We start from the raw sequence: 24,888 nt of genomic DNA, 5'->3' as shown, positions 1-24,888 counted from the left end.
CCCTCCCTCTTGCGGGGAGGGGTTGGGGAGGGTTTTTCTTTCGGGCTGCAGACCGGACAGAAAGTTCCGCGGGCTCGCCGAGGCCGAACGCCAGCCACAGGTTTAGAAATGCGCCGAACCGACGCCGCTCACGAGGGTTTTCCGGCCCTCTTGACCAGCCGCCACCGGCCTTGCCCGATCGCCTGGCGATTGGCGATCTTTTCGGGTGCAGTGCCGGTCAGCACGGCCTTTATGTCGTCGCGCATTTGCGGGAAGACCCGGTAATATTGATGGTTTTCCGGCTCCGATGGGGAAAGGACGGCGCTGACGTCGACGGCCGATACCTTGTCGCTGATCGTACCCATATTGTCGGGGCCGTCGGCGCCGAGGCGCGGGCCATTGAATTTCGTGCCGCTGCTGAGCGTGCTCAGGATCCAGTCCTTCTCGGAATAGTAGACGGTGATCGACCGGCAGATCCGGGGCAGGAACTTGAACTTCACGGGATCGTCGAAGGCGTCGGCATCCTCGTCGGCGGCGGCCAGGATCACCTTGTCGAAATAGCGGCGGAGCGGCGATAACGGCGCGCCGTCCAGCGAGGTCATGGCGTTGACGGCCGAAAGCGTCGGGGAGGCGGGCTCGGGCAGTTTCATCAGCGCCTGCAGCGCGTTGCGCATCACATAATTGCCCATGCTGTGGCAGATCAGGTGGATGGCCTGGTCGCAGCGCTCCTCCTCGCTGAGCTTGTCGACGAAATCGCTGAGGCGGCGCAGGGTTCTGGCGATCGCGATGCCGGATGCCGCCGCCGTCTTGCGGTCATGGGCGTAATCGCCGAAGGGCGTGGGTATGGGCAGGAGCGAGGCGAGCGACGGCCAGGAGAAGACGAACATGTTGACGTCGAGCCCGTAGAAGGCGCTGAGCCACCCGGCGCGCTCGATGGAATCGACGAAACTGTTGCTGAAGCCATGGATGAAGGCGATCGTCGGCTTGTTGTCGGCCTTCATCGAGGCGCGGATGGCATCGAAAATCGTGTCGCTGCCAAGCGTCGCCGCCTCGCCCTCGGCAAAGAGAAGCTGCTGGCTGGCCACGGCGAGCGAGCCCGGCACCATTACATTGGTCTTCCTCGACAGATTGACGTCGACCTTGGCGCTGCCATAGCGCACATCGATGCCGCTGGTCGGCCCGAGCTCGGTGCCGAAACCGATGATGCGCTGATGCTGCGGATCGGTGGGATCGAGCAGCGGCTGGCGATTGGTTGCGAAGTAAACCGTCTTGATCATGATCTTCTCCGGGCCGGATGGAGCGACCGCCGACAGTATAAGCATGAGGTGCGATTCCGTTGCCGGATGGGCGCGACAGCGCGCAGAACAGCAAATCTTGTCAGGTCATCCCGCCTACCTCTACTCCCGAGGGGAGGCTGGGTTTCGTTGAAGGAAAAACCCAACCTCAGTCTCACTCCGATCGTTGTCAGTCAGTCTCATCAACCGTCCGCGCAACGCGGAAGCCATTGCCGGAATACCGAACATCCTTGTCGTAGCGCGCTCGTGAAGCTGATCGGATGGCGGCGGAGTCCGAATCGTAGTAACCGCCCTTCAGCACTCGCTGGTCGCAATTGCCCCCCTTATTCCAAGCCGATCCGTTTGACGGTGCACCTTTGTATGACGAATGCCAGCAATCCTCGACCCATTCCGCCACGTTTCCCAGCGTATCGTAAAGGCCATAATTGTTGGCGGCATATTCCGTGACCGATACCGTCATCGGTTCCATGCCATCTTCTCGGCAGTTTTTGCAGTTGGCGTACTGGCCGGGTTCAACGTCTATGCCCCACCAGTAACGGGTCGTCGTACCGGCCCTGGTTGAATATTCCCATTCGGATCAGTTGGCAATCGGTACGTCTTGCCTGTCTTCTCGCTGAGCCATTTGACGTAATCTTGAGTGTCGTCCCAGCTTACATTGAGCACGGGACGGTCTTTGCGTCCCCAGCCGTGATCGTCAGGCATCATCTTGCAGGCCTCGTCGTCATAGCATTTCTGCCATTCGACGAAGGTAACGGGAAATTTGGCGATAGCGAACGGAGCTACCTTGACTTCATGGCGCGGATCTTCACTCGCGGGGCCGCCTTTACTGCCTTGCATAAAGGGACCACCTGGAAGCACGATCATTTCCTGGCAACCCTCGCAGTCGACAAGGAAACGCGGAGTGTCAAGAGGGGGTGTCGGGTCTTGCTCGTCGGTAACTACGATGCGGATGATATCTGAATAAACAGGCTTTGAGTGTGGTATATGTTTGGCATCGCCAACGACCAGCCTCAATGTATGGGGGCCAGGCTTCAGGTCAACTTTGTACTCGGTTTGCCCGCCGCCAAAATGCAAGTGGTTTTCGTCATTGGGAATCTCGCGGTCCATTCCCGACAGGTCTTTAGCGGCATCATCGATCAACAAATGGTGGTGACCAGTGTTTTCCTTCTCCATTCCTGCGGGAGCCACCCCCATGCCGGAAAGGCCAAAATAAATTATGGTCCCGTTCGGGATCTTCTGTCCATTTTTCAAGTTGATGAAATGGACTTTCGCTTTCGGTGACGCTTTGCTCGGGCCTCCAATAGCGTCGTCCTGAGTATTTTCCTGGGTATTGTCTTGCGCATATGCCAATGTCGAAGTGGTTACCAACAGACCAGCAACCACTACGCGGTATAGAACTGAACTCCTCATGATCTTTACTTATCCCCCGTTTGGCTTGTTAAATCAGACCATCGGTAGCCGACCTAGAGGTCGAAACTACTGTTCCACGCTCTCCACTATGCATGCAGAAGTATTTATTGGTGTCCCGTGACAACAATACACCTGTTGTTGATCGTGGTATATGTATCGAAATGATTAGTAGGTATAGGCTGTTTTCAGCCGATTTCGACTCCGAAACTACTTTTGATATTTCTTAAAATGAAGAAATTAACCGGATATTCGACAGTAAATCTAGATTTATTCTAGGTCACGCAAACGCTATGGATCCCAGAAATACCTTTTTGAAGAATGGCCTTTTTCAAAACACGTAATAACGAACGGAATGAATTTACTCTACGGTTGCTAATCAATTCCGGTTAGAAGCAGAGGCATGCTTGGAACCGTATCCTACTGCAACGAAACAACAGGGCTGAAATCATGCCTTCGTGCATTGTGGCAAATTTTTACTGTTGTTGACTCCAATGCCGCTGCATCTGCAAAGTCCGCGTAAGCCAGCTCTAGCCACCGTCACCGTCGGTGTGCTCGGGATAATCGCATGGTAATGTCGGTTCCGGCCCAAAGCACCGTTGTTCCCCCCCACATCACCCTCACACCAGCGACCGCCTCGCCACCTCGATCACCGTCCGCGTCAGGCCGGCAAGCCGGTCTGCGGCGAGCCGGCTGATCTGCCAGTAGAGGACGACATCGAGAGGCGTGTCCGGAATCAACTCGACGAGGCGGCCGGCCTTCATGTGGGCCTCGGTCAGCTGGATCGGGTTCATGCCCCAGCCCATGCCGAGCAGGGCGGCATCGAGAAAGCCCTGTGTGGCCGGCAGCCAGTGGGTCGGTACGTTGACGTCGGTCTTGAGCGTGCGGCGGATCCATTGCGCCTGCAGGCGGTCCTTCTGGTTGAAGGTGAAGGAAGGGGCGCGGGCTAGTGCTTCCGGGGTGACGCCGTCGGGAAAATAGCGGCGCACGAATTCGGGGCTGGCGGCGGCGTGGTAACGCAGCGCGCCGAGCGAGTAGCGGCGGCAGCCGGCGACCGGTTTTTCCATGCTGGTGACGGCGGCGATGACGCGGCCGCGCTCCAGCCATTCGGCTGCGTGGTCCTGATCCTCGATGGAGATGTTGAGGAGGTAGTTCGAGCTTTTCGAGAAATCGGCCATCGCCTCCAGAAACCAGGCGCCGAGGCTGTCGGCGCTGGTGGCGATCTGCAGCGTGACGCGCTGTTCGGGATTGTCGCGGTCGCTCAGCGCCGGCAGGTGCTCCAGCAATTCGCTTTCGAGCATGCCGACATTTTCCATGTGGCGGCAGAGCCAGTCGCCCTTTTCCGTTGCCGTGCACGGCGTTCCGCGCACCACGAGGGCAGCACCGACGCGCTCTTCCAGCTGCTTGATGCGCTGGGAGACGGCAGAGGGCGTGACGTTCAGGATGGCGGCGGCCCTTTCGAAGCTGCCGGTCTGGACCACGGCAAGCAGGACACGAAGGGCAGGATAATCGATCATGGGTAAGCTGCGCTTAATTGACGTAAGGATGATTAATTAGCCTAATCCGATCGATCGGTCTACGGAGCGTTGCAACAACGCGACGGAACCCTCTGATATCATGGACATCTCGACCTATTTCACCGGCATGGTGGCCGGCCTCAGCCTGATCGTGGCGATCGGCGCGCAGAATGCCTTCATCCTGCGCCAGGGCTTGCGCAACGAATATGTCTTTGCCGTCTGCCTTGCCTGCGCGCTTTCGGATGCGATCCTGATCGTCATCGGCGTCACCAGCCTGGCGCAGGCGGTGAAGCTCATGCCCTTTCTCGATCCGGTCATGCGTTATGGCGGGGCGGCGTTCCTCATCTGGTATGGGGCGAAAAGCCTCTATTCGGCGGTCTGGTCTTCGGGCGCGCTGCAGGTTGCAAACGGGGCAGGGGCAAGCTTCGGCAAGACCATGGCCATGTGCCTGGCGCTGACCTGGCTCAATCCGCATGTCTATCTCGATACGGTGATCCTGCTCGGCACGATCTCGACGCGTTTTGCCGGCCATCAGGCCGCCTTTGCCGCGGGGGCGGCGAGCAGCTCCTTCCTGTTCTTCTTTTCTCTGGGATATGGTGCGGCCTGGCTTCGTCCCATCTTTTCACGGCCGGTTTCCTGGCGCATTCTCGAAACCATCATCGCTTGCGTGATGTGGCTGATCGCGTTCAAGCTCCTGAACGGCATGTGACGGCCGCATACGCGCCAATCACGACCTTGGGAAACCAGAATGACCGTCGATCCGCATCACCTTGCCCTTGTCTTCACCGCCTATATCATCGCCGCAGCCAGCCCCGGTCCCAGCAATATGCGAATCATGGGTGTCGCCATGCATCAGGGGCGCCAGTCGGCGCTGATGATTGCCGCAGGCGTCGTCAGCGGCTCGCTCTTCTGGGGCTCGATGGCGGCAACAGGGGTTTCGGCCGTTCTGGCGCAATATGCCCAGGCGCTCGTTGTCCTGAAGATAGCCGGCGGGCTCTACCTCATGTTCCTCGCCTACAAGGCCGGCAAATCCGCCATGACCTCGGATGAGAAGCAGGGCAGGCCGCTCGATGCCCTCAAGCCGGCCTCGGGCTTCAGCCTCTATCGCCGCGGCCTGCTGATGCACCTGACCAACCCGAAGGCGCTGCTCGGCTGGATCGCGACCATGACGCTTGGTCTCGGCCCGGGCGCGACGCCGGCGACCGTCGCCGTCATTCTCGCCGGCTGCGCCATTCTCAGCATCACCATCTTCTGCGGTTATGCGCTGGTCTTCTCCACCGCGCCGATGATCCGCATGTATCGCCATGCGCGGCGCTGGATCGAGGGCACGCTGGCGCTCGTCTTCGGTGCCGCCGGCATGAAGCTCCTGCTGTCACGCGCATAAGAAGGAAATTCCCGATGCCGCTTTTCCATGGCCTTTCCGCCTTTCCGATCACGCCGGCTGATGCCTCGGGCATTGTCGATACCGGCGCGCTCGCCACATTGCTCGGCCGCATTGAGGCCGCGGGCGCAGATTCCATCGGGTTGCTCGGCAGCACCGGCGCCTATGCCTTCCTGTCGCGCCAGGAGCGGCGCCGGGCGGTGGAAGCGGCCATGTCTGCCGTCGGCGGCAAGATCCCTGTCATCGTCGGTGTCGGCGCGCTCCGGACGGATGAGGCGCAGGCGCTCGCCAGGGATGCGCGGGAGCTTGGGGCGGATGGCCTGCTGCTCGCGCCGGTCTCCTATACGCCGCTCACCGACGACGAGGTCTACGAGCATTTTGCTGCTGTCGCCGATGCCGGGCAGCTGCCGCTCTGCATCTACAACAATCCGGGCACGACGAAATTCACCTTCAGCGCCGAGCTGATCGCCCGGCTTGCCAGGCTTGGCACCGTCAAGGCGGTGAAAATGCCGCTGCCGGCCAATGGCGATATTGCAGGCGAGATCAAAAGTCTCCGTACGGTGACGCCGGATGGTTTCGCGCTCGGCTATAGCGGCGACTGGATTGCGGCGGATGCGCTGCTCGCAGGCGCCGATGGCTGGTACAGCGTCATTGCGGGCCTGTTGCCCGCCGAGGCGCTGAAGCTGACGAGGGCCGCGCAGGCAGGTGACACCACGGAGGCGGGGCGCATCAACGATGCCTTCACGCCGCTCTGGGCGCTGTTCAAGGAATTCGGCAGTTTCCGTGTCATGTATACGATTGCCGATCTCATCGGCCTCGGCCGGTTTTCGCCGCCGCGCCCGGTGCTCGGCCTTGCCGAGGCGGCACGCGGGCGGGTGCGCGAGGCGCTTGAGAGCCTTGGTGCCGCAGTCGGCCGGTAGGGCATTTCCGCTACCGGAATGCTCCGGCCAGCGGGATTGCTCTCCAAGGCGCGGAGTCATAGCCAGGGGCCGGACCGCGGCTATGCCCGCAGGATTTTCTCCATCGCCTTTCCCCTGGCGAGCTCATCGACCAGCTTGTCCAGGTAGCGGATCTCCCGCATGGTCGGCTCCTCGATCTCTTCGACGCGCACGCCGCAGACGACACCAGATATCAGCGACCGGGACGGGTTCATCGCCGGCGCCTGCGCAAAGAAATCCTCGAAGCTGGTTTTCTGCGTCAGCTGATCGTCCAGGCTCTCCGGGCTGTGCCCCGTCAGCCAGCAGATGATCTCATCGACCTCGGCTTTGGTGCGGCCCTTCTTCTCGGCCTTGGCGACATAGTGAGGGTAAACGCTTGCGACGCTGACCGAATAGATACGATGCCGATGCTTCGTCATGCCTCCTCCGTGACGGTGCGGATCTCGCAACGGCGCGGACAGCTTTGCCGTTGCGCGATCTTCTCAGACGCCATGATAGACGAGGCGCGTGAACAATTCAGGGGTGACAAGGAACTGCCCCCATTTCGCATCGAATTCGGCTGTCGGCTTTGCGGCAAGGACCTCGTCGATCGGCTTTCCGGCGGCTTTCAGTTTGGAGACGTTCCCGCGGATCTCGACCAGCATCGTCCTGTACTCGGTGAGTTCCGATTTGTTGCTGACGGGATGGCCGTGACCGGGGATGACGATCGTGTCGTTGGAGACATTGGCCAGGATGTCCTCGACCGCCTTGATCATTCCGTCGATCCCGCCACCGGTCGAATAGTCGATGAACGGATAGATGCCGTACCAGTAGAGGTCACCGGCATGGACGATGTTTGCTTCGCCGAAGGTGACGGAGATGTCGCCATCGGTGTGAGCATTCGGATGATGCTTCAGCATCAGGGTGGATTTGTCGAGCTTGAGGGACATCTCGTCGCCGACGGTTTCCGAAGGCACGGCGGCGAGCGGCGGTCGCGGGAATTCGTAATCCCAGTCCTCGACCCTCACGACCGACATCAGGTGTTTGCAGGTGTTTTCATGCGCCAGAATGGCCGCGCCCTCGGCGTTCAGCCATGCGTTGCCATCCGTATGATCGAAATGCCAGTGCGTGTTGATGAGATGAGTGATCGGCTGTTTGCCAAGTCGGGCGAGGGCCTCGAGTACCCGCGGCCGGGACGCGGTGATGCCGCCATCGATGAGAACCTTTCCGTCCGCGCCGGTCAGGACGGCGATGTTTCCGCCCGATCCTTCGAGGATCGATACGCCGGCCCTTGCCTTATGGACCTTGATCGGCTCCTTGGCGGCGGAGTCGCGGATTATATCGACGATACCCTGAGCCTTCGCGAATACCTGTTTCGGGCTGAGCCAGCCTCCGGATGCAGCGAATGTCGAGGCGGCCACGCAGCAGAGACAAAATCCGCGACGGGAAAGTCTGAAATCCTGGGTCACTTGGCAGGTCCTTTCCGGAATGGCGGCGGCGCTCCAGGGTCAGGCTGAAGCCGCTTCCCCGCCTTGGTTGATGATTTCGGGATGTGTGGAGCCCATGCCGTAGAGCAGGCGATTGCGCAGTTTGCGCGTGCTGTTTTTCTTGATCAGTTTGATAGACGAAAAAGCGATGCCGGCGATGGGAACGATCTGGTCGTCATCGTCGCGTCCGGGAGCCGCAGACGGCCCATCAGATCGTTGTTCCCCTCGCATGACAGACCCCGGACGGAAGCTTTCAATGCAGTCGCGGGAATGTACAATATCAGAAAATTGCACGCAATCATCCGGCCGACCTTCGCGGATACCGTTCTTAGGGTTGCCGGAACCCATGGCCGCTTGCGGTGATCCAGGCCGATATCGATGACCCTGGAATTTCGGTCGAGCCGGATCTTTATACGCCGGCCGCCACAAATCGCAGATGGAGATGACTCTTTTTGCCTCGTTGGAACGTCGTTGTTGCGACCGTCGTCGAACGGTCTGACCCGACCCGAATGAGGATGAGAGATGGATCTGGATGGAAAGCGAATTGTTGTTGTCGGCGGCAGCCGTGGTTTGGGGAGGGGGCTTGCCGAGGCATTCGTGGCGCGCGCGGCCGACGTCACCGTGGTTGCCCGGAACGTGACGGCCATGCAGGAGGCGGGCGAACAACCGGCCTTCACCGCCCTGTCGGCTGATGCAACCGATGTCGATGCGGCATGGCGCATCATCGAAGAGAGGCGACCCGATCTCGTCATCATGAATGCCGGTGCGGAGCCGCCCATGGAGCGGATCGACCGGATCGGCTGGGAGGCATTCACCACCAACTGGAACGTGGACGTCAAGGCCGCGCTGCACTGGGTCCAGGCTGCCCTGACCCTGCCGATGGCGCCGGGCGGGCTTGTCGTCCTGGTTTCCAGCGGAGCCGCCGTGCAGGGCTCGCCGTTATCGGGCGGTTATGCGGGCGCCAAGCGCGCGCAGTGGTTCATTGCGAAATATGCCGAGGCCCTGTCGACGCAGCTCGGCCTGGGCTTGCGCTTCCGGGTGATCGTTCCCCGGCAGATGTTTGCCGGAACCGGTGTCGGCGATACCGGCATCGGTGCCTATGCCGCGGCGGCGGGTCGGACATTTGCCGAGCAGGCGGCCACCTGGCCGGACATGACGCCACGGGCTTTTGGCGATATGGTCGCCGACCTGATCGGCAGGACTGATCTCGCCGAGGCGATGGTCTACGCGGTGCGCGGAGATACGGGAGTGACGGTCATCGAATGACGGAAGACGCTGCCCTCAAGGATGAAGAGAGGAAGACTCTGCTCGCAGCGCTCGCGAGCGAAGCGGATGCGCTTCGCCCCGAGCTGCATCGCTATGCGGCGCGTCTGGTGGGCTCCGTCATCGACGGCGAGGATGTGATCCAGGAGGCGTTTGCCAGGGCATTTGCGACGGCGGGCTCGATCCCGCCGGACACGCCGCTGCGCCCCTGGCTGTTTCGCGTCGTCCATAACAAGGCGATCGATACCCTGCGCCAGCGCGATACACGCCGGGCGGAGCCCCTCGAGACGGCCTTCGATCTCGCCGATGTCAGCGCCGTCGGCCCGGAGGATGCGCTGATCCGGCAGGACACGGTGCTGATAGCGCTTGGCCATTTTGCGGAATTGCCGGTGCCGCAACGCAGCGCGGTCATCCTCAAGGACGTGCTCGGAGAGTCGCTTGCGGATATCGCAGCGCTGCTCGAATTGAGTGTCGATGCCGTCAAGGCGCATCTGTCGCGCGGCCGGGCGAGTTTGCGCGCCGTCTCCGGCATGCGGCGCGAGGTCGCGCCACCGCCCAGTCCGGAAGCCCTGAACTTTGCAGCGCTGTTCAACGCCCGGGATTGGGACGCCTTGCGCCGCCTGCTGGCCGACGATGTCCGGCTGCGTCAGGCGCGTCGGCCGGAAATCTCCGGTGCCGCCGATGTCGGCCGGTTCTTCACCTATTATGCCGAATATCCGCCGGTCAGGATCGAGCCGGCCTGGCTGGAAGGCCGGGAAATATTGCTGGTATCGGCCGAAGTGTCCGATGGTCCCTCCTATTTCATGCTGCTCGAATGGCGGGGGCAGAAGATAAGCCTGATCCGCGACCATCGCTATGCGACCTATGTCATCGAGGGTGCCGATGTCATGCTGGCAGCATAGTGATGACCCGGAGCGATTGAGCGCTTTGCGGCGGTCGATGCCATGCCCCTGCCTATTGTGATGTGACGAGCGTTTCCGGCTTCAGATCATATGACCGCTGAACCAGGCCGGCGCGCGTGCCGAGACCATCGGTTGTCGTCCGGGTCCATACCTGCTGCGATTGCTCGCGAACGCCGTCTGCAAGTTCCGGCGCAACGATGTTGCGGAAGAGCTGCGATTTGCCTGCGATCACATCGGCAATGGCGTTGAAGACGGTCGACGGCTCGAACTGTTCAAAGGGGAAGGCCAGCTTGTCGTAGTCGAACACGCGCTCTTCCGGGTCGTCGTTCCAGCTCTTCGGGGCCAGGAATCCGGCATCGTTGAAACCGGTGAGATAGGGGCCGGGGTTGATGACCGCCACCTCCACGCCGAATTCCTGGAGCTCCGTGGCCATTGTCTCTGCTATGGCCTCGAGAGCGTGCTTCGAGGCACCATAGGCGCCGACGAACGGGCCTGAAAGGATGCCGACGACGGACGACATGAAGATGATCCTGCCGCTGCGTCGCGCGACCATCTTGCGCGCTATTCCCTGGGTGAGCTGCACCGGGCCGAAGACATTGACCTCGAACTGTCGCTGCATGTTTTCAGGGGGGATGTCGATGATGGCGCCGCCCTCGATAATGCCGGCGCCGTTGACAAGCACGTCGATGTCCCACGATGCGGCGCGCCTGCGATCGCCCTCATTGTTGACGTCGAGCTTCTCGATGCGCAGGGCGAGGCTGTGGTTCCTTGCCTGGATCTCCAGCGCGCGGAGCTGCGGATAGTTCTCGACGCAGGCAATCACCTCGTGACCGCGCCGCGCGAGCTCGATGGCCGCACCGTTGTTAAGGCCGCTGCCGGCACCTGTGATCATGATGGTGGTCATTGTTGCCTCCCGCAATGGATCAGTTGCCCGAGAGGGCCTTGGCGGCCACTTGGGCCACGTCCTCGTCCTGCTCGCCGTTGCCGCCGCTGGCGCCAACCGCGCCCACGACCTCTCCATCAATGCTAACTGGCATGCCGCCGGGAAAGATGATGGCGCGGCCGCCGAGGCCATTGGCAATGCCGTAAAAGTCTCCGTGGGGCTGGGCAATCGTGGCGATGAAGCTCGTTGCGAGGCGGGTGGAGATGGCGGTGTAGGCCTTGTTATAGGCCAGCGCGACGCTCGAAAGCGAGGCGCCGTCCATGCGCGCCTGCGCGATGACGGTTCCGCCGACATCGACAACGCACAGCGTGCTGGGCGAGAGGATCTCGGACGCGCGGGCGATGCCGGCCCTGATGATTTGGTCCGCCTCGGCGAGACCGAGGCTCTTGAGGGTGATCATGGTCTTCTCCTGTCGATATCGATTGGAATGGAAGATGAATTGATGACTATCCCGGCTGCTGAGCCGCTACGCGTCGCAACGCTTCTTCGTAGTCGCGCGGCCTGCTCGCACCCGAGATGCGGTATTTCCGTTGAAGGATGAGTGTCGGCACGGAGCGGATGCCGCGGCTATGCCAATCCGCTTCAGCGCATCGGACCTTGTTGGCGTAAGCGCCCGATGTGAGGATCTCGCGGGCGGCCGAAGGATCGAGCCCCACCACCTGCGCCGCATTGGCAAGGACATCGAGATTGGAAACATCTGCACCATAGGTGAAATGCGCTGCAAAAAGTACAAGCTCGAGGCCGATCTGGCGCTTCTCGAGTTCGGCCCAATGAACCAGCCGGTGCGCGTCGAACGTGTTGTAGAGACGCCGACTGTCGATCGACGCCATATCGAAGCCGACCTCGGCCGCTCTCGCACGGATGGTTTGACGATTGCGAGCGGCCTCCGCTGCCGACAGGGCATATTTCCGCGCGACATAGGCCGTGCTGTCTTCACCGCCTTCCGGCATGGCGGGGTCGAGCTCGAAAGGCTGAAATGAGATCTTCACCTCTATCGAATCCTGCACGCGTTTCAGCGCGGCAAGGAGACTGTGCAGGCCGATCGCGCACCAGGGGCAGACGATATCGGAGATAAACTCCACCTCGACCGATCGCTTCAATGAGATCATGGACCCTCCAGGCATGACGCCTTTCCCTGGCCGTCGGCCACGCGGATGTCCCGTGACAGCAACTCTTTGGCCACTGACAGACAAGATCGGGGAGCGGGGGCGAATATTCCCAAGCCATCGAAGAAAGATCGCAACCAACTGAAAACAAGAGGGGATTTTTACATCCTGCTGGACTGTCCATCGAAGCGAATGGCCGCAAGCTCTACTCGGCGTAAAGCTGGCTGCGGGATAGTGGCACGTAAAAACGAGGCAAGGGTCGCAATTTCTCTGGGGCTGCGCGGGCGATTGCCGACGAGTGGGTGTAAGCTGACGCACAATTGAGCACAGGAGGTAGCGTCAATGCCGCGTTTTCTTGCCGTTTACACCATGAAGCCCGAAGACTTTGCGTCCTTCCGAAAGCTGACCAAAGCCGAGCAGGATGCGATCGATACCGTTGGCGTTGCACAGTGGGCGGCGTGGGAGGAAAAAAACGCTGCGTCCATCCTCGATCGAGGTGGCATGGTCGGCAAGACGACACGCATAACCAGGGACGGCATCGCCAAAGCCTTCAATCCACTCTGCGGCTATCTCGTGGTCGAGGCGGAAACGGCTGATGACGCCGCACGATTGTTCGAGGACCATCCGCACATCACCGTGTTTCCCGGTGACGGCGTGGATATCATGCCCTTCGTAACCTGAGCGCTTGCGGGCGAGCATCACCCATTTCCGGTCATCTCTCGAGCGGGCGAAGGCGGGCGACGTTTGCTTCCGTCTCGAAAACAGAGGAAATCACATGCAGATAGCCGCGCTACCGGAACCGCCGTACTATATGGTCAGCTTCACCTCGCAGCGAACAAACGTAGACGATGGATATGGCGAGATCGGTTACGCAATGACCGAACTTGCGAGCCAACAACCGGGGTATCTTGGCTTCGAAAGCGCGCGCGGGGCAGATGGCTTTGGAATACTGGTCTCTTTCTGGAAGGACGAAGACAGTATCCGCGCATGGAAAGCCCTCGTCGACCATGCTGAAGCACAACGAAGAGGCCGCGAAGAGTGGTACTCGAAATACGAAATTCGCGTCGCTCTCGTGCAGCGCGCCTACGGATTTGACGGCGGGGGCCGACAGATGGCGAGTGCCACATAAAGGAAGCGGTTCGGCTTTTCCCGGACCTCTTGATCCGGTCACGGCCGTCTATTCACCTACCTGTTTCCAGCAGACACCAAGCTTGACCGCGCTCGTGAAACCTTTCGATTGGTAATCCGTTTTCGCTCACATGGCCGAAACAAAACTGAAATCGAAATCGGTCGACGGCGCCGAAGCTGATGGCGTCGAGGAGACGCATCAGGGGAAGGCATCAACCGTCGATGTCGCGCCGCCGCCAGATGTTATCGAACCCGATCCGGGGCTCAGCCCGGAGGAGGCCGAGGAGGCGCGCAAGAAATATCTGCTGAAGCGGTTCTGGATCAGCGCGCGCGGCTATTGGAGCCGCAAGGGCGATGGTTTCGCCTGGCCATGTTCCATCGGACTGCTGATCATGATCGGCGCCAATGTCGGCTTCCAGTATGGGATCAACAGGTGGAACCGCGGCATATTCGATGCCATCGAGCGGCACGATGCGGGTACCGTCTATTATCTGAGTGCGATCTTCCTGCCGCTCGTGGCCGGCAGTGTCATTCTCGTGACGTCACAGGTCTATGTCCGCATGATGATCCAGCGGCATTGGCGACGGTGGCTTGCAACCTCGCTGATCGCACGCTGGCTGGCGAACGGGCGCTACTATCAGCTGAACCTGATCGGCGGCGATCACAAGAATCCGGAGGCGCGCATTTCCGAGGATCTGCGGATCGCCACGGAATCGCCCGTCGACTTCGTCGCCGGCGTCATCTCGGCCTTTCTCTCGGCCTCGACCTTCATCGTGGTTCTCTGGACGATCGGCGGCGCGCTCACGCTGCCGATCGGCGGGATGTCGATCACCATTCCCGGCTTCCTCGTCGTCACGGCTGTGCTCTATGCCGGCATCACCTCGACGACGATTGCCGTCATCGGCCGGCGCTTCGTTCGGGTTTCGGAGGTCAAGAATCAGGTAGAAGCCGAGTTTCGCTATACGCTGACGCATGTGCGCGAAAACGGCGAAAGCATCGCGCTTCTCGGCGGCGAGGAGGAGGAGCGCAACGACCTCAACAAGACCTTCGACAATGTTCTCCATCAGTGGGCGCAGCTTGCGCACCAGTATATGCGCACGACCTTCGTATCGCACGGGTCGATGCTGATTGCGCCTGTCGTGCCGGTGCTGCTCTGCGCGCCGAAATTCCTCGAAGGCAGCATGTCGCTCGGCGAGGTGATGCAGGCGGCATCGGCCTTCGCGATCGTCCAGACCGCCTTCGGATGGCTTGTCGACAACTATCCGCGGCTTGCCGACTGGAACGCCTGCGCACGGCGCGTCGCTTCGCTGATGATGTCTCTCGACGGGCTGGAACGGGCCGAACAGAGCGATGCGCTCGGGCGCATCCAGCATGGCGAGACCGGGAGCGAGGCGATGCTGAGCCTCAATGATCTGGCGGTGTCGCTGGACGATGGAACCGCCGTGGTTACGGAAACCCGGGTCGAGATCGAGCCGGGCGAGCGGGTGCTGGTCGCCGGTGAATCCGGCTCGGGCAAGAGTACGCTCGTGCGCGCCATTTCGGGTCTCTGGCCATGGGGCCACGGCAGCGTCGATTTCCATGCCGACAGGCGGTTATTCATGCTGCCGCAACGGCCCTACATCCCCTCCGGCACGCTGCGCCGGGCCGTCGCCTATCCCAATGCCGCCGACGCCTGGTCGCTGGACGAAATCAAGAGCGCGCTCGACAAGGTGGGGCTCGGTTACCTCAACGAGAAGCTCGGGGAAGAGGCTCCGTGGGACCAGATCCTGTCGGGCGGCGAAAAGCAGCGGCTCGCCTTCGCGCGGCTGCTGCTGCACAACCCCGATATCATCGTTCTCGACGAGGCGACCTCGGCGCTCGACGAGAAGAGCCAGGACAAGATGATGGAGATGGTGATCCGGGAACTTCCAAAAGTCACCATCCTCAGCGTGGCGCACCGGGCCGAGCTCGAAGTCTACCACAGCCGCAAGATCACGCTGGAACGGCGCAAAGGCGGCGCCAAACTTGTCAGCGATATCGATCTCATCCCGCGCAAGAGGAAGCGGAACATGCTGTCGCGCTTCCTGGACAGTCCGCGCTCCCTGGCGAAGGGCGGAACGCGCTCGGACAAGACGGCGCTGACCGACAACAGGAAGTAGAGACCCGTCCGCGGCCCTCCGTCAGCCTTGCGCCAGTTTCACAACCTAATGGTACGGGCGCGCTCAACGCGCGGTTTTAATCAGGGAATATTGAAGGTCGATTTCATGACAGCTCCAGTTACCGGAAACCCATTGTCGCAAATGCTCAACAATGCTTTCACGAAGCTTGATCGGGACGGTGACAACAAGCTGAATGCAGATGAGTTCGCGGATTTCAATCAGGTCCTGATGCCCGGACTGAAGCTCGATGACAACGGCAAGCCGACGGTCGACATGCAGGCCCGCATGGATCACAACGGCGACGGTTTTGTCGATCGCGACGAGATGAACACGACGGGCGTGCTGATGCCTGCGGACATGTGCGATCCGAGTCTCGGCTCCATTATCAACTACCTTCACCTGAAGGGTGACGACGCAGCGCTCCGGGCAATGACGATGCTCGAGAGCGACACGCAGGACGATTCCTGACGGCGGTCGCTATTCGAAGATTTTGCTGCCGAAGAGGGCCGGCGCTAGCGCGGACGGGCGACGGCTGACAGGAAGTCCTGCGTGTTCGACAGGATGGTGTCGCCCATGAAGCGAAGCGACTCGACGGATCGTCTGGCGGCGTCCGCGTCCCCATATCCGCATGCATCTTCGATCAGGATCGGGACGATGCCAAGGTCGGCGGCGTGGCGGCAGGTCGGCTCTATGCCGATCTCCATTGCAATTCCGCAGATCGCCAGTGCCGAAAGGCCGGCATCGCGCATGGCGATTGCGAGCGGCGTTCCCTCGAAAGCCGACATGCCCAGCTTGTCGAACACGAAATCCTGCTCCTGCGGATAGAGTTCTGGAATGATCCGAACCGCCTCGCTGTCCCTCAGAAACCAGGGTTTCACGGCCTCGGGGTCATCTGTGCGTTGCCATGCCATTGCCATGCGCGTCGCAAACGACCCCATCCACGGCCTCGGCAGGGAAAGGTGGCGGCAGAAGGCAATTCTCATCCCGGCGCGTCTTGCGGCAGCGACGATCTCGGCGATGCGGTGGCCCGTTTCTTCCGCGCCGGGCACCTGCCGGGCAATGCCGATCTGCATATCGTAGACCAGCAATGCGGTTCGACCGGGAGAAAGCCAGTCTGCAAGTGTCGTGGGTATCGTCATCGGCGCATTCCCTGACAATGGTGACCGCCCTTAGTTAGGGCGTGGCTGGCCATTTGAACAGCGATGCGGCGCACGCGCAGTGCAATTGCTCAATGCTCCCGGCCATCTGGAGAAGTGAAGGACAGGGCAACTTCCGGCCCGCCTGCCTTTGATCGGAACAGGAGCGCATGGCCAGGTCCTGCCCACCCCATATTGAATTCCAGCAATGTATTGAGTACAAATTATTATTAACTGCTAATAATAAAGAATTCACCGATTTACTCTATAAAAAGGGATAAGCGAAAGAGGGAGGGGCCTCTGTTTATTGTATCTGTACTGGATGAAGGCGAAGAGAGAAACTTTGTTGCCGTCGCTCTACACATCAGCGACAGCGAGATTCACATCGATGTCGGCGGCGTCGAGCATCACTTCAGACTGGCCGACCTGATCGACATTCTCTCGGTCGAACACCATCGCGCCCATGATATCGCAGGGCGCGGGCGCGCCCTTGCGCTGTGCCATTGATCACGGTCGAGCCCGATATCGATCCCATGCCACGCCATTGCCGCGCCCCTGGAGGGGCGGGCGTACATCGCTTTGCGGTCCGTTTTCGGACGCCGAGGCGCGTTGACTGACGTCCAAAACTTGTTGTGACGAGCGGAACCTAGGCGGATGTACCAAGTTGTGCCTGATGACCCATGAAGCGCAATGGAGGTTTTTCATGCTTCTCAAGCTCATCACGGCATCCATCCTTTCCATCGGCCTCGCGACATCAGCAATGGCGCAGACTTCAGGCGTCGGTGGCGGCACGGGCAGTGCGGGAAGCGGCACGGGCGGTGCTGGCGGTACGTCCGGCAACGGCGTCATCAGCCCCGGCACATCCGGCACCGGCATGGGGACGGGCACCGGTACAGGTACAGGTACAGGCACGGGCACCGGCAATACGCTGGCGCCGGACGCAAACAGCACCACCAACAGCATCGTGCCCGATCCCGATACGACAAATCCGTCCGTGCGCGGCGCCTCCGGCACCGGCAACGGCATGAGCAGGGGAACGCCGGATTGCAACGGCATGACCGGTACCGRCACCGCCTCGGGGCTTCCCGGATCGGACACGTCCGCGCAGGTACGCCCGAACTGCTAGGGCACTTCCGGCAAGGCTGTCACCCATTGGTGACCTAGTCGATGATGTGATAGCCGCCGTCGATATAGATCGTATCGCCGGTGATCAGCCGAGCCGCGTCATGCGCCAGGAAGGCGGTCGCCATGCCCACATCGTCGATCGAGACGAGGCTGCGCGTGGGGGCCGTTTCCTCGGCCTTGTTCAGGAGTTCGTCGAATTCGGGAATGCCGGATGCTGCGCGTGTCGCCAGCGGGCCGGGGGAGATGGCGTGAACACGGATGCCTTTCGGTCCGAGTTCGGCGGCAATGTAGCGCACGGCGCTTTCGAGTGCGGCCTTTGCGAGGCCCATGACATTGTAGTTCTTCACCACCATCTGGCTGCCGTAATAGGTCATGGTGAAGAGCGTGCCGCCGCGTTTCATCAGCGGTTCGGCAAGATGGGCCATGCGGATGAAAGACCAGCAGGATATGTCCATCGTCTTCAGGAAACCGTCGCGCGGCGCGTCGACGACGCGGCCCTGCAGCGTATCTTTCGGCGAGAAGGCGATGGAATGGACAACGAAGTCGAGCTCGCCCCAATATGCGGTGATGTTCTCGAACACGGCTTCCAGCTGCCCCGGCACCGACACATCGAGCGGCAGGAAAATCGGCGCTTCCAATGCGTCCGCCAGCGGCTCGACATGGGGTTTGGCCTTGTCGTTGAGATAGGTGACCGCGAGTTCGGCGCCAAGCGCGCGGAATGCCCTGGCGCAGCCCCAGGCGATCGACTGGTCGTTGGCGATGCCCACCACCAGGCCACGCTTGCCCTCGAGAAGTTTGGCCTTCACGTCCGGGATCATCATCTGCCCCTCTTGTTGGTTGAAAGGTCTGCCGGTCAGGCGGCGACAAGTGCAAAAGTATGACGTGCGATCATCAGTTCCTCGTCCGTCGGCACGACGTAGAGCGCGATCCTGCTGTCGTCGCCGGATATGAGCAATTCGCCGGCATCGTTGGCCCTTTCATGAAGCGTTGCTCCCAGCCAGCCGAGCTTGCGGACTATGCGCTCGCGCATGACGGGCGAGTTTTCACCGACGCCTGCGGTGAAGACGAAGGCATCGATACCGCCGAGGGCTGCTGCAAGCATGCCGGCATTGAGGCCGATGCGATGGACGAAATGATCGAGTGCGAGACCGGCTCCCGGCTCGTCGCTCGACAGCAGATCGCGGACATCGTTGCTGATGCCTGACAGGCCCTTGAGACCGGACTCCTTGTAGAGCAGATCCTGCAATTGCGCCGGGCTCATGCCGCGTTCCTGCAGCAGATAGAGAAGCACGCCGGGATCGATCTGCCCGCATCGTGTGCCCATGGGCAGGCCGTCGAGAGCGGTGAAGCCCAGTGTGCTCTCGATGCTTTTGCCTTCGTGGATGGCACAGAGCGAGGCGCCGCTTCCAAGATGCGCAACGATGAGCCGGCCCCGGCCGATATCCGGCGCGATCTCGGCGAGCCTGCCGGCAACATATTCGTAGGAGAGGCCGTRAAAGCCATAGCGCCGCACACCCTCGGCGAAGTAATGGGCGGGAATGGCGTAGTGATCGGTCACCGGATCATGGCCGCGGTGGAAGGCGGTATCGAAACAGGCGACCTGGGCGAGCTGCGGCTGGTTTTCCAGCAATACGCGAATGGGGGCCAGGTTGTTCGGCTGGTGCAGCGGCGCAAGCGGTGTGTAGCGTTCGAGGTCGCGCAGCAGGTTCGCGTCGATACGCACCGGGTGCCTGTGGTCAGGTCCGCCGTGGACGACCCGATGACCGACGGCGACCAGGCGCCCCTCGTGCCGTTCCCGCAGCCATTGTCCGACCAGCCGCATGGCCGCCGGCAGGTCGGGAACGGTCTCGCCGGGATAGTCGGCGTCGGCGAGCTTTTCGCCGGCGGCGTTCTTGATCGTCAGGCGCGGCGCGGTGCCGATGCCCTCCAACTTTCCCTTCACCTGCCGCGCAAGCGGGTCCGAGGCGGCGAAGACCTCGAATTTCAGACTGGAGGAACCGGCATTGACGACGAGAAGCGTGTCCATGGCATCAACCGCCCTGAATCGGCGCCGTACGCCGGCGCGCTTCGGCAAAGAGCACGCCGACGGCGCAGGAGGCGAGGCGCGCCCGGACGTTGTCGGCGCGCGATGTCAGGATAATCGGCACCCGCGCGCCGAGCACCAGGCCCGCCGCATCCGCCCGCGCCAGGAAGGTCAGGTTCTTCGCCAGCATGTTGCCGGCTTCGAGATTGGGCACGACGAGGATCTGCGCCCGGCCGGCGACCTCGGACCGGATGCCCTTGATGCGTGCCGCTTCCGGGTCGATCGCATTGTCGAAGGCGAGCGGTCCGTCGAGGATGCCGCCTGTTATCTGTCCGCGCTCGGCCATCTTGCAGAGTGCGGCCGCATCGATGGTCGAGGGGATCTTCGACGTGACCGTCTCGACCGCCGAAAGGATCGCCACCCGGGGCGTGCCGAGGCCGATCGCCGTGAAGAGGTCGATGGCGTTCTGGATGATATCGCGCTTGGCATCGAGATCGGGGGCGATGTTGATGGCGGCGTCGGTGATGAAGAGCGTCTCGGAATAGTTCGGCACGTCCATGACGAAGACATGGCTGATGCGCCGTGCCGTCCTCAGGCCCGTGGCCGTCGAGGTGACGGCCCGCATCAGCTCGTCCGTATGCAGGCTGCCCTTCATCAGCAGGTCGGCGCGGCCTTCGCGGATGATCTCCACGGCTTTCGCAGCCGCCGCATCGCTATGCGGCGCATCGACCAGCTCGAAGGGCGAGATATCGATGGCATGGGCTTTTGCAACCGTTCTGATCTTCTCCGTCGGCCCGACGAGGACCGGACGCATGAGCCCGTCTTCGGCGGCTTCGACCGCTCCGCGCAGCGATGACTCGTCGCAGGGATGAGCAACGACGGTGGTCATCTGCGGCGCTTGCCTTGCCTTGACAATCAGCCGCTCATATTTTTCGTGCTGCCTGGCTTCGCCAGGGTTTTCCCAATCCGGCATGTGCCTCCGCTCCCTGTTGAATGACCGTTTCGAGCCCTGATGCGCCCGGTTATTTTGCGCGCCTGACGGCCCTGAGTGGCGTCGGGCTGCCGGGTGTCGGGCTGATCGGCGGTGGGCTGCCTGCCGATACCGGCCCGGCAAGGGGTGCTGCGGAAAAGCCGAAGAGGTCCACGATCTTCTGCCAGCGCTGCTCGGCTTCGCCGGAAAGCGGGCCCCGCGCGTTCAACACTTCACGAAGGGAGGCGAGGGCATGACGGCGGGCTTCCTCGTCCGCCGGCAGGAGTTGCGGTATCGCGTCGACGGCAGCTTGCTCATCGATGACGAGCATGAGGAACTGGTCGCGGATCAGCGCCTTGAATTCGGCAAGCGTCATCGCCGGCATGTTGTTCTCGACGCGCCGCATCCGGCGGATGGCGGCAAAGCCGCGCTCGTCGGCTGCGCCATGCGCCATGGCGACATGGAGCAGGCTGCGCGCCAGACCTTCCTGCAGGCCGCCCTTGTCGATCCGCGCCCTCAGCTCCTCGATCCTTGTTTTCAGCACCTGGGCATGCAGCGCTGTCTTGCTTGCGCGACGGTGCGGCTTCTCGTTCCATGGATCGATGCCGACCGCCGCCTGCAGGAACGGCGAGCCGTAGACGGTGAGGAACGCCGCCTCGCTGAGCGCCTCGATCCCTTCACGCCATGCGTCGAGTCCGGCGACGATCTGGTGTGAAACGATCTGCTCGAAGGCGAGGAAGGGATTGTTTGCGGCAACGGGACGACGCTCTTCCTCCACGTCGACCGCAAGGTCGGCAATGGGCGCCATCAGGGGATTGAGGTCGGAAAGCAGCTCGTATTGCAGCCGCAGCGGATGCAGCCTGCGCATCTCTTCGGCCGCCTGTTCCGGCACCATTGCGCGGATGAAAGGCTGGGCGAAGGTGCGGTAGAGCGACAGGTTGATTTCCGAGACCTTGGCCGCCGTCGCAAAACGCCTGTCATCGGCGGCATTGTTGCAGCCGAGCGCGCGTATATCGTCGAGCGTCCGCTCCTCGCAGCGCATGATCCAGTCGCCTTCGACAAGATCGCTGCCGACGGTCGCATTCGTCCTGGCTTCGAAAATCGCCTCGTAGAGACCGGGCGGCAATGCATCGATCAGGTCGATATTGCTGGAGAATTCCCCATGTTCCTTGCGGGCGACGCTGGCGGAGACGAAAATGCCGAGATGGCCGATCTTTTCGTGCACCGTGTAGACGATCGTCTGGCCGTGCGAGCGGATCTCGTTGACGCTGTCATAGAGATCCGCGATCCAGCCGAGCGCCTGGGCGGGCGGGGTGATATTGTCTCCCTTGGAGCAGAAGACGACGATCGGCGCGCGGATATTCCTGAGATCGATCGTCTCGCCCTTCGAGGTCTCGATGCGGCCGGCGGCGAGGTTGTTGCCGACAAAGAGCTCGTCGACGATGAACTGGATTTCCTGCGCATTCAGATTGACGTGATTGCCCCACCATTGCTCGAAGCCGAGATAGCGCGGCGCCTCGGTATCGATCTTGGAATAGAGATTATATTGCTTGGTCCAGAGCGTATTGGCGGGGTTCTGGTTTTCGAAATTCTGCACCAGCCATGCCCCGTCGAACTTGCCGTGGCCGAGATCGCCGGTCAGCGCCGTCAGCCAGGTGCCGCCGAGCAGGCCGCCCGTATAGCGCATCGGATATTCGCCGCGCTTGCCGGCCCAGTAGGAAAGGGGGGCGCCGGCGATGATGATCGAGCCGAAAAGCTCGGGCCGCATGGCAGCGAGCATCATGACGGCCCAGCCGGCCTGGCAATTGCCGATCACGCAGGGTTTTGCGTCAGCGTCCGGATGCAGCGCAATGACCTTTTCCAGAAAGATCGCTTCGGCAAGCGCGATATCCTCGAGCGTCTGGCCAGCGACCGGGTCCGGCAGGAAGCCGATGAAATAGCAGGGGTGGCCGGCTGCGAGTGCAACACCGATCTCGCTGTCGGCCTTGAAGCCGCCAATGCCCGGCCCATGCCCGGCACGCGGATCGACCACGACGAAAGGCCGGCGTGTTTCGTCGATGTCCGTGCCCTCGGGCGGGACGATGCGAACCAGCGCGTAGTTGACCGGCCGCTCGAGGTCGCGCCCGTCCAGCAGCACCTCGGGCGTGAAGCTCAGCACATGGGGTGCTGCCGCTTCCGAATGGACACGATATTGATTGCCGCGCTTTCGCATCACATCCCAGAAGAGAACGCTGCGCTGGGTGGCGTCTCTCAGATAATCGAAGGCCATGCCGGCCGGGCCGAACTGGGTTGCAAAATCAAACTTCGAGAGATGGGAAGGGTACCACATGCCAAACATGTCAAACCTCCTGGCTCACCGCTCTCGGCGGGAGTTCAAAGACCTAATTGCTGGAAGTAATAGTCTCGATCCTCGTCCGCATTGCGCATGGGCGGCGCTGCCGGCCACGGGAGTTTTGTTAGCACCTGCAGCATAGTTGGAGTGCCCCGCGGCGCAACGTATTTTACGGTAGGTTACGGGCCGTTTTCGGCTCGCCTTTCGACCTGTCATCCATGTCCGGCGGGCGGGTTTGCCGGCCGATCGTGTTGACCGATGTCAAAGACCATGGCGTGCCGGATCGCTACCGTGGGGATATCCATCACGGAGGGCAGCCATCATGGCCATCACGACAGTTCTTGGTATCCTCAAGAGCAACAAATTCGAGCGGGACCTGAACGGCGCGGCGGGTTTCTGCGCCACCTACGGGGCTCATCTGACCGCACTTGCCGTTTCCATCGGCGCGGCCCCATCGCTCAGCCAGTACGATGCCATCTCCACCATCTGGCTGGATGAGAGGCAGCGCGAGATCGACGAACTCGCCACCACGACCGCGAAGATCAAGGAGACCCTGTCGGGCAGCGACCTCTCGTTCGAGGTGCAGGATCTCTATACGGAATTTGCATGGGCCGACGAGGATTTTGCCGAGCGCGCGCTTTATGCCGATATCGTGCTCCTCGGATCCGACGCGGCAGAAGATGCCGACCTCAGAAAGCGGATCTTCGATGGCGCGCTCTTCCAGACCCCGACGCCGATCCTGATCAACCGCGGGCAAAAGGCCATCGCCGCGTCGCCAGGGTCCGTGGTGCTCGCATGGGATTCCAGCAACGAGGCGGCACGGGCGGCCCGCCAGTCGCTCGATCTTCTGGAAAGAGCCGAGGTCGTTCATGTGACGATGGTCGACCCGGTCGCGCGCATGCGCGCGAATGGCGAGGAGCCGGGCGCCGACATAGCGGGCTTCCTTGCCCGGCACGGCGTCAGGGTTCAGGTCGATCGGCTCTCGAGCGAAGGCAAAAGCGCCGATGCGATCATCACCCGGCATGCGGTGGACATGGGGGCGGACCTGATCGTCATGGGCGCCTACAATCATCCGAGATGGCAGCAGAGCCTGTTCGGCGGCGTGACCCGCAGGATGATCGAGGAATGCCAGCTGCCGCTCTTCCTTGCCCACTGAACCAGAGAACTTCGGCCTTCTCGCGCAAATGCCATCAGCAACAGGGACGTGGATCCCTGTCCAGAATATTAGAAAATGTGTATGAAGGTCGAGCTGGATCGGGGGACATGGGAATGCTGTCGATTTCGAGGGCATGCACTGCTGAGGATTTCACCATCAGTGGCGAATTGTGCAGGTCGTTTGGCGCCTGGGATGCGGAGGCATGCCGCGCCTATGACATCCCGCCCGAGGTGGTAGAGACCTTTTTCCATAGCGAGGACGACGAGGCGCTGGCAGCAAGGTACAGTCAGGCGGACGCTCCGCTTCTGCTGGCCAGATGGCATGGCGAACCGGCAGGGTGCATTGCCCTTGCACCCTTCGACGAGGGCGCGGCCGAGATCCACAAATTCTATGTGGACCCGGCCTTTCGAGGGCGCGGTATCGGCAAGGCACTCCTGCAGGCGATCATGGCCGAAGCCGGCAAGGGGCCGAGATCGATGCTGCTGCTTCATACGACGGTCTATATGAAGAGCGCAGTTTCGCTCTACGAAGCTTTCGGCTTCACGCCTTGCCCGCCGTTCCGGGACATTCCTGATGTGATCAAGCACACCGAGGTCTTCATGAAGCGGCCGATCGAGCGCGACAATTTCATTCAGTAGCCTGCTTGCTGCGATTGCTGCCCCTTGGAAATCTCCCGCATCCAA

Annotated in this window: 28 protein-coding genes; 12 read left to right on the top strand and 16 right to left on the bottom strand. The window is 61.5% G+C overall.

Annotated features, from left to right (window positions below):
* Window positions 1-128: 128 nt before the first annotated feature.
* The 4 genes from AC1DF8_RS24955 to AC1DF8_RS24940 all read right to left on the bottom strand — a co-directional run bounded on the left by AC1DF8_RS24955 (window position 129) and on the right by AC1DF8_RS24940 (window position 4,198).
* Window positions 129-1,256 carry an alpha/beta hydrolase gene (locus AC1DF8_RS24955; protein ID WP_478155437.1) on the bottom strand — a complete coding sequence of 376 codons (1,128 nt, stop codon included), beginning with the start codon at window positions 1,254-1,256 and terminating at the stop codon, window positions 129-131.
* A gap of 187 nt (window positions 1,257-1,443) precedes the next feature.
* Window positions 1,444-1,797, bottom strand: a complete 354-nt coding sequence (locus AC1DF8_RS24950; protein ID WP_478155509.1) for a formylglycine-generating enzyme family protein — start codon at window positions 1,795-1,797, stop codon at window positions 1,444-1,446.
* A complete protein-coding gene (locus AC1DF8_RS24945; RefSeq protein ID WP_478155436.1) occupies window positions 1,794-2,684 on the bottom strand; it encodes a DUF4399 domain-containing protein in 891 nt (296 codons plus the stop codon). Before AC1DF8_RS24945 ends, AC1DF8_RS24950 begins: the two co-directional genes overlap by 4 nt.
* A gap of 617 nt (window positions 2,685-3,301) precedes the next feature.
* Window positions 3,302-4,198 carry a LysR family transcriptional regulator ArgP gene (locus AC1DF8_RS24940; RefSeq protein WP_478155435.1) on the bottom strand — a complete coding sequence of 299 codons (897 nt, stop codon included), beginning with the start codon at window positions 4,196-4,198 and terminating at the stop codon, window positions 3,302-3,304.
* 100 nt (window positions 4,199-4,298) lie between these two features.
* Between AC1DF8_RS24940 and AC1DF8_RS24935 the strand changes: the two genes are divergently transcribed.
* From AC1DF8_RS24935 to AC1DF8_RS24925, 3 genes are read left to right on the top strand one after another with little or no spacing between them, the layout of a single operon-like run.
* On the top strand, window positions 4,299-4,907 hold the full coding sequence (locus AC1DF8_RS24935; protein ID WP_113117348.1) for a LysE/ArgO family amino acid transporter: 609 nt from the start codon (window positions 4,299-4,301) through the stop codon (window positions 4,905-4,907).
* Between the two features lie 39 nt (window positions 4,908-4,946).
* A complete protein-coding gene (locus tag AC1DF8_RS24930; protein ID WP_113016016.1) occupies window positions 4,947-5,582 on the top strand; it encodes a LysE family translocator in 636 nt (211 codons plus the stop codon).
* A gap of 14 nt (window positions 5,583-5,596) precedes the next feature.
* Complete coding sequence (locus tag AC1DF8_RS24925) at window positions 5,597-6,499, top strand: dihydrodipicolinate synthase family protein (protein ID WP_478155434.1); 903 nt, start codon at window positions 5,597-5,599, stop codon at window positions 6,497-6,499.
* An 80-nt stretch (window positions 6,500-6,579) separates the two neighbouring features.
* Here the strand turns inward: AC1DF8_RS24925 and AC1DF8_RS24920 are convergent, their stop codons facing one another.
* The 3 genes from AC1DF8_RS24920 to AC1DF8_RS24910 form a co-directional block, all read right to left on the bottom strand.
* Complete coding sequence (locus AC1DF8_RS24920) at window positions 6,580-6,936, bottom strand: DUF2200 domain-containing protein (RefSeq protein ID WP_478155433.1); 357 nt, start codon at window positions 6,934-6,936, stop codon at window positions 6,580-6,582.
* Between the two features lie 63 nt (window positions 6,937-6,999).
* On the bottom strand, window positions 7,000-7,965 hold the full coding sequence (locus tag AC1DF8_RS24915; RefSeq protein ID WP_478155432.1) for an MBL fold metallo-hydrolase: 966 nt from the start codon (window positions 7,963-7,965) through the stop codon (window positions 7,000-7,002).
* A 39-nt stretch (window positions 7,966-8,004) separates the two neighbouring features.
* Window positions 8,005-8,331, bottom strand: coding sequence for a hypothetical protein (locus AC1DF8_RS24910; protein WP_478155431.1), 327 nt, complete (start codon window positions 8,329-8,331; stop codon window positions 8,005-8,007).
* 174 nt (window positions 8,332-8,505) lie between these two features.
* Between AC1DF8_RS24910 and AC1DF8_RS24905 the strand changes: the two genes are divergently transcribed.
* Window positions 8,506-9,249 (top strand): SDR family NAD(P)-dependent oxidoreductase, encoded by a 744-nt coding sequence (locus AC1DF8_RS24905; RefSeq protein WP_478155430.1) that lies wholly within the window; start codon window positions 8,506-8,508, stop codon window positions 9,247-9,249.
* Entirely contained in the window at window positions 9,246-10,148 is a 903-nt protein-coding gene (locus AC1DF8_RS24900) for a sigma-70 family RNA polymerase sigma factor (protein WP_478155429.1), read from the top strand. The genes AC1DF8_RS24905 and AC1DF8_RS24900 overlap by 4 nt, the downstream gene beginning before the upstream one ends.
* Before the next feature lie 52 nt (window positions 10,149-10,200).
* Here the strand turns inward: AC1DF8_RS24900 and AC1DF8_RS24895 are convergent, their stop codons facing one another.
* The 3 genes from AC1DF8_RS24895 to AC1DF8_RS24885 are packed head-to-tail and all read right to left on the bottom strand — an operon-like array spanning window position 10,201 to window position 12,200.
* Entirely contained in the window at window positions 10,201-11,052 is an 852-nt protein-coding gene (locus tag AC1DF8_RS24895; RefSeq protein WP_478155428.1) for an SDR family oxidoreductase, read from the bottom strand.
* 19 nt (window positions 11,053-11,071) lie between these two features.
* A complete protein-coding gene (locus AC1DF8_RS24890) occupies window positions 11,072-11,491 on the bottom strand; it encodes a GlcG/HbpS family heme-binding protein (protein WP_478155427.1) in 420 nt (139 codons plus the stop codon).
* A 46-nt stretch (window positions 11,492-11,537) separates the two neighbouring features.
* A complete protein-coding gene (locus AC1DF8_RS24885; RefSeq protein ID WP_210295190.1) occupies window positions 11,538-12,200 on the bottom strand; it encodes a DsbA family oxidoreductase in 663 nt (220 codons plus the stop codon).
* Window positions 12,201-12,539: 339 nt separating this feature from the next.
* Between AC1DF8_RS24885 and AC1DF8_RS24880 the strand changes: the two genes are divergently transcribed.
* The 4 genes from AC1DF8_RS24880 to AC1DF8_RS24865 all read left to right on the top strand — a co-directional run bounded on the left by AC1DF8_RS24880 (window position 12,540) and on the right by AC1DF8_RS24865 (window position 15,931).
* Window positions 12,540-12,878, top strand: coding sequence for a hypothetical protein (locus AC1DF8_RS24880; RefSeq protein ID WP_113203162.1), 339 nt, complete (start codon window positions 12,540-12,542; stop codon window positions 12,876-12,878).
* A gap of 94 nt (window positions 12,879-12,972) precedes the next feature.
* Complete coding sequence (locus AC1DF8_RS24875; RefSeq protein ID WP_113016008.1) at window positions 12,973-13,326, top strand: antibiotic biosynthesis monooxygenase family protein; 354 nt, start codon at window positions 12,973-12,975, stop codon at window positions 13,324-13,326.
* 130 nt (window positions 13,327-13,456) lie between these two features.
* Window positions 13,457-15,463 carry an ABC transporter ATP-binding protein/permease gene (locus AC1DF8_RS24870; protein WP_478155426.1) on the top strand — a complete coding sequence of 669 codons (2,007 nt, stop codon included), beginning with the start codon at window positions 13,457-13,459 and terminating at the stop codon, window positions 15,461-15,463.
* Window positions 15,464-15,568: 105 nt separating this feature from the next.
* The gene (locus AC1DF8_RS24865) at window positions 15,569-15,931 is read left to right on the top strand and encodes an EF-hand domain-containing protein (protein WP_112546703.1); all 363 of its coding nucleotides are present in this window, start codon (window positions 15,569-15,571) and stop codon (window positions 15,929-15,931) included.
* Window positions 15,932-15,975: 44 nt separating this feature from the next.
* Here the strand turns inward: AC1DF8_RS24865 and AC1DF8_RS24860 are convergent, their stop codons facing one another.
* Both AC1DF8_RS24860 and AC1DF8_RS24855 read right to left on the bottom strand, forming a co-directional pair.
* Window positions 15,976-16,602 carry a cysteine hydrolase family protein gene (locus AC1DF8_RS24860; RefSeq protein ID WP_478155425.1) on the bottom strand — a complete coding sequence of 209 codons (627 nt, stop codon included), beginning with the start codon at window positions 16,600-16,602 and terminating at the stop codon, window positions 15,976-15,978.
* 354 nt (window positions 16,603-16,956) lie between these two features.
* Complete coding sequence (locus tag AC1DF8_RS24855) at window positions 16,957-17,103, bottom strand: hypothetical protein (protein WP_162735921.1); 147 nt, start codon at window positions 17,101-17,103, stop codon at window positions 16,957-16,959.
* A gap of 199 nt (window positions 17,104-17,302) precedes the next feature.
* Here AC1DF8_RS24855 and AC1DF8_RS24850 point away from each other — a divergent pair, with 199 nt between their 5' ends.
* The gene (locus AC1DF8_RS24850) at window positions 17,303-17,725 is read left to right on the top strand and encodes a hypothetical protein (protein WP_478155424.1); all 423 of its coding nucleotides are present in this window, start codon (window positions 17,303-17,305) and stop codon (window positions 17,723-17,725) included.
* A gap of 34 nt (window positions 17,726-17,759) precedes the next feature.
* Here the strand turns inward: AC1DF8_RS24850 and fabI are convergent, their stop codons facing one another.
* From fabI to AC1DF8_RS24830, 4 genes are read right to left on the bottom strand one after another with little or no spacing between them, the layout of a single operon-like run.
* Entirely contained in the window at window positions 17,760-18,545 is a 786-nt protein-coding gene (gene fabI / locus AC1DF8_RS24845) for an enoyl-ACP reductase FabI (RefSeq protein ID WP_478155423.1), read from the bottom strand.
* A 32-nt stretch (window positions 18,546-18,577) separates the two neighbouring features.
* On the bottom strand, window positions 18,578-19,750 hold the full coding sequence (locus tag AC1DF8_RS24840; RefSeq protein WP_478155422.1) for an acetate/propionate family kinase: 1,173 nt from the start codon (window positions 19,748-19,750) through the stop codon (window positions 18,578-18,580).
* Window positions 19,751-19,754: 4 nt separating this feature from the next.
* Window positions 19,755-20,861: a phosphate acetyltransferase gene (locus AC1DF8_RS24835; RefSeq protein ID WP_478155421.1), complete on the bottom strand. Its 1,107-nt coding sequence runs from the start codon at window positions 20,859-20,861 to the stop codon at window positions 19,755-19,757.
* Entirely contained in the window at window positions 20,770-23,046 is a 2,277-nt protein-coding gene (locus AC1DF8_RS24830) for a DUF3141 domain-containing protein (protein ID WP_478155508.1), read from the bottom strand. The genes AC1DF8_RS24835 and AC1DF8_RS24830 overlap by 92 nt, the downstream gene beginning before the upstream one ends.
* A gap of 325 nt (window positions 23,047-23,371) precedes the next feature.
* Here AC1DF8_RS24830 and AC1DF8_RS24825 point away from each other — a divergent pair, with 325 nt between their 5' ends.
* Together AC1DF8_RS24825 and AC1DF8_RS24820 are read left to right on the top strand one after the other, a co-directional pair.
* On the top strand, window positions 23,372-24,205 hold the full coding sequence (locus AC1DF8_RS24825; protein ID WP_478155420.1) for a universal stress protein: 834 nt from the start codon (window positions 23,372-23,374) through the stop codon (window positions 24,203-24,205).
* 113 nt (window positions 24,206-24,318) lie between these two features.
* Complete coding sequence (locus AC1DF8_RS24820; protein ID WP_478155419.1) at window positions 24,319-24,843, top strand: GNAT family N-acetyltransferase; 525 nt, start codon at window positions 24,319-24,321, stop codon at window positions 24,841-24,843.
* Window positions 24,844-24,888 lie beyond the last annotated feature (45 nt).

The sequence above is a fragment of the Rhizobium sp. 05N49 genome (assembly GCF_056396805.1).
Note: the sequence above shows the minus strand (reverse complement) of the source record. Positions and strands in the feature narration are given on the sequence as shown.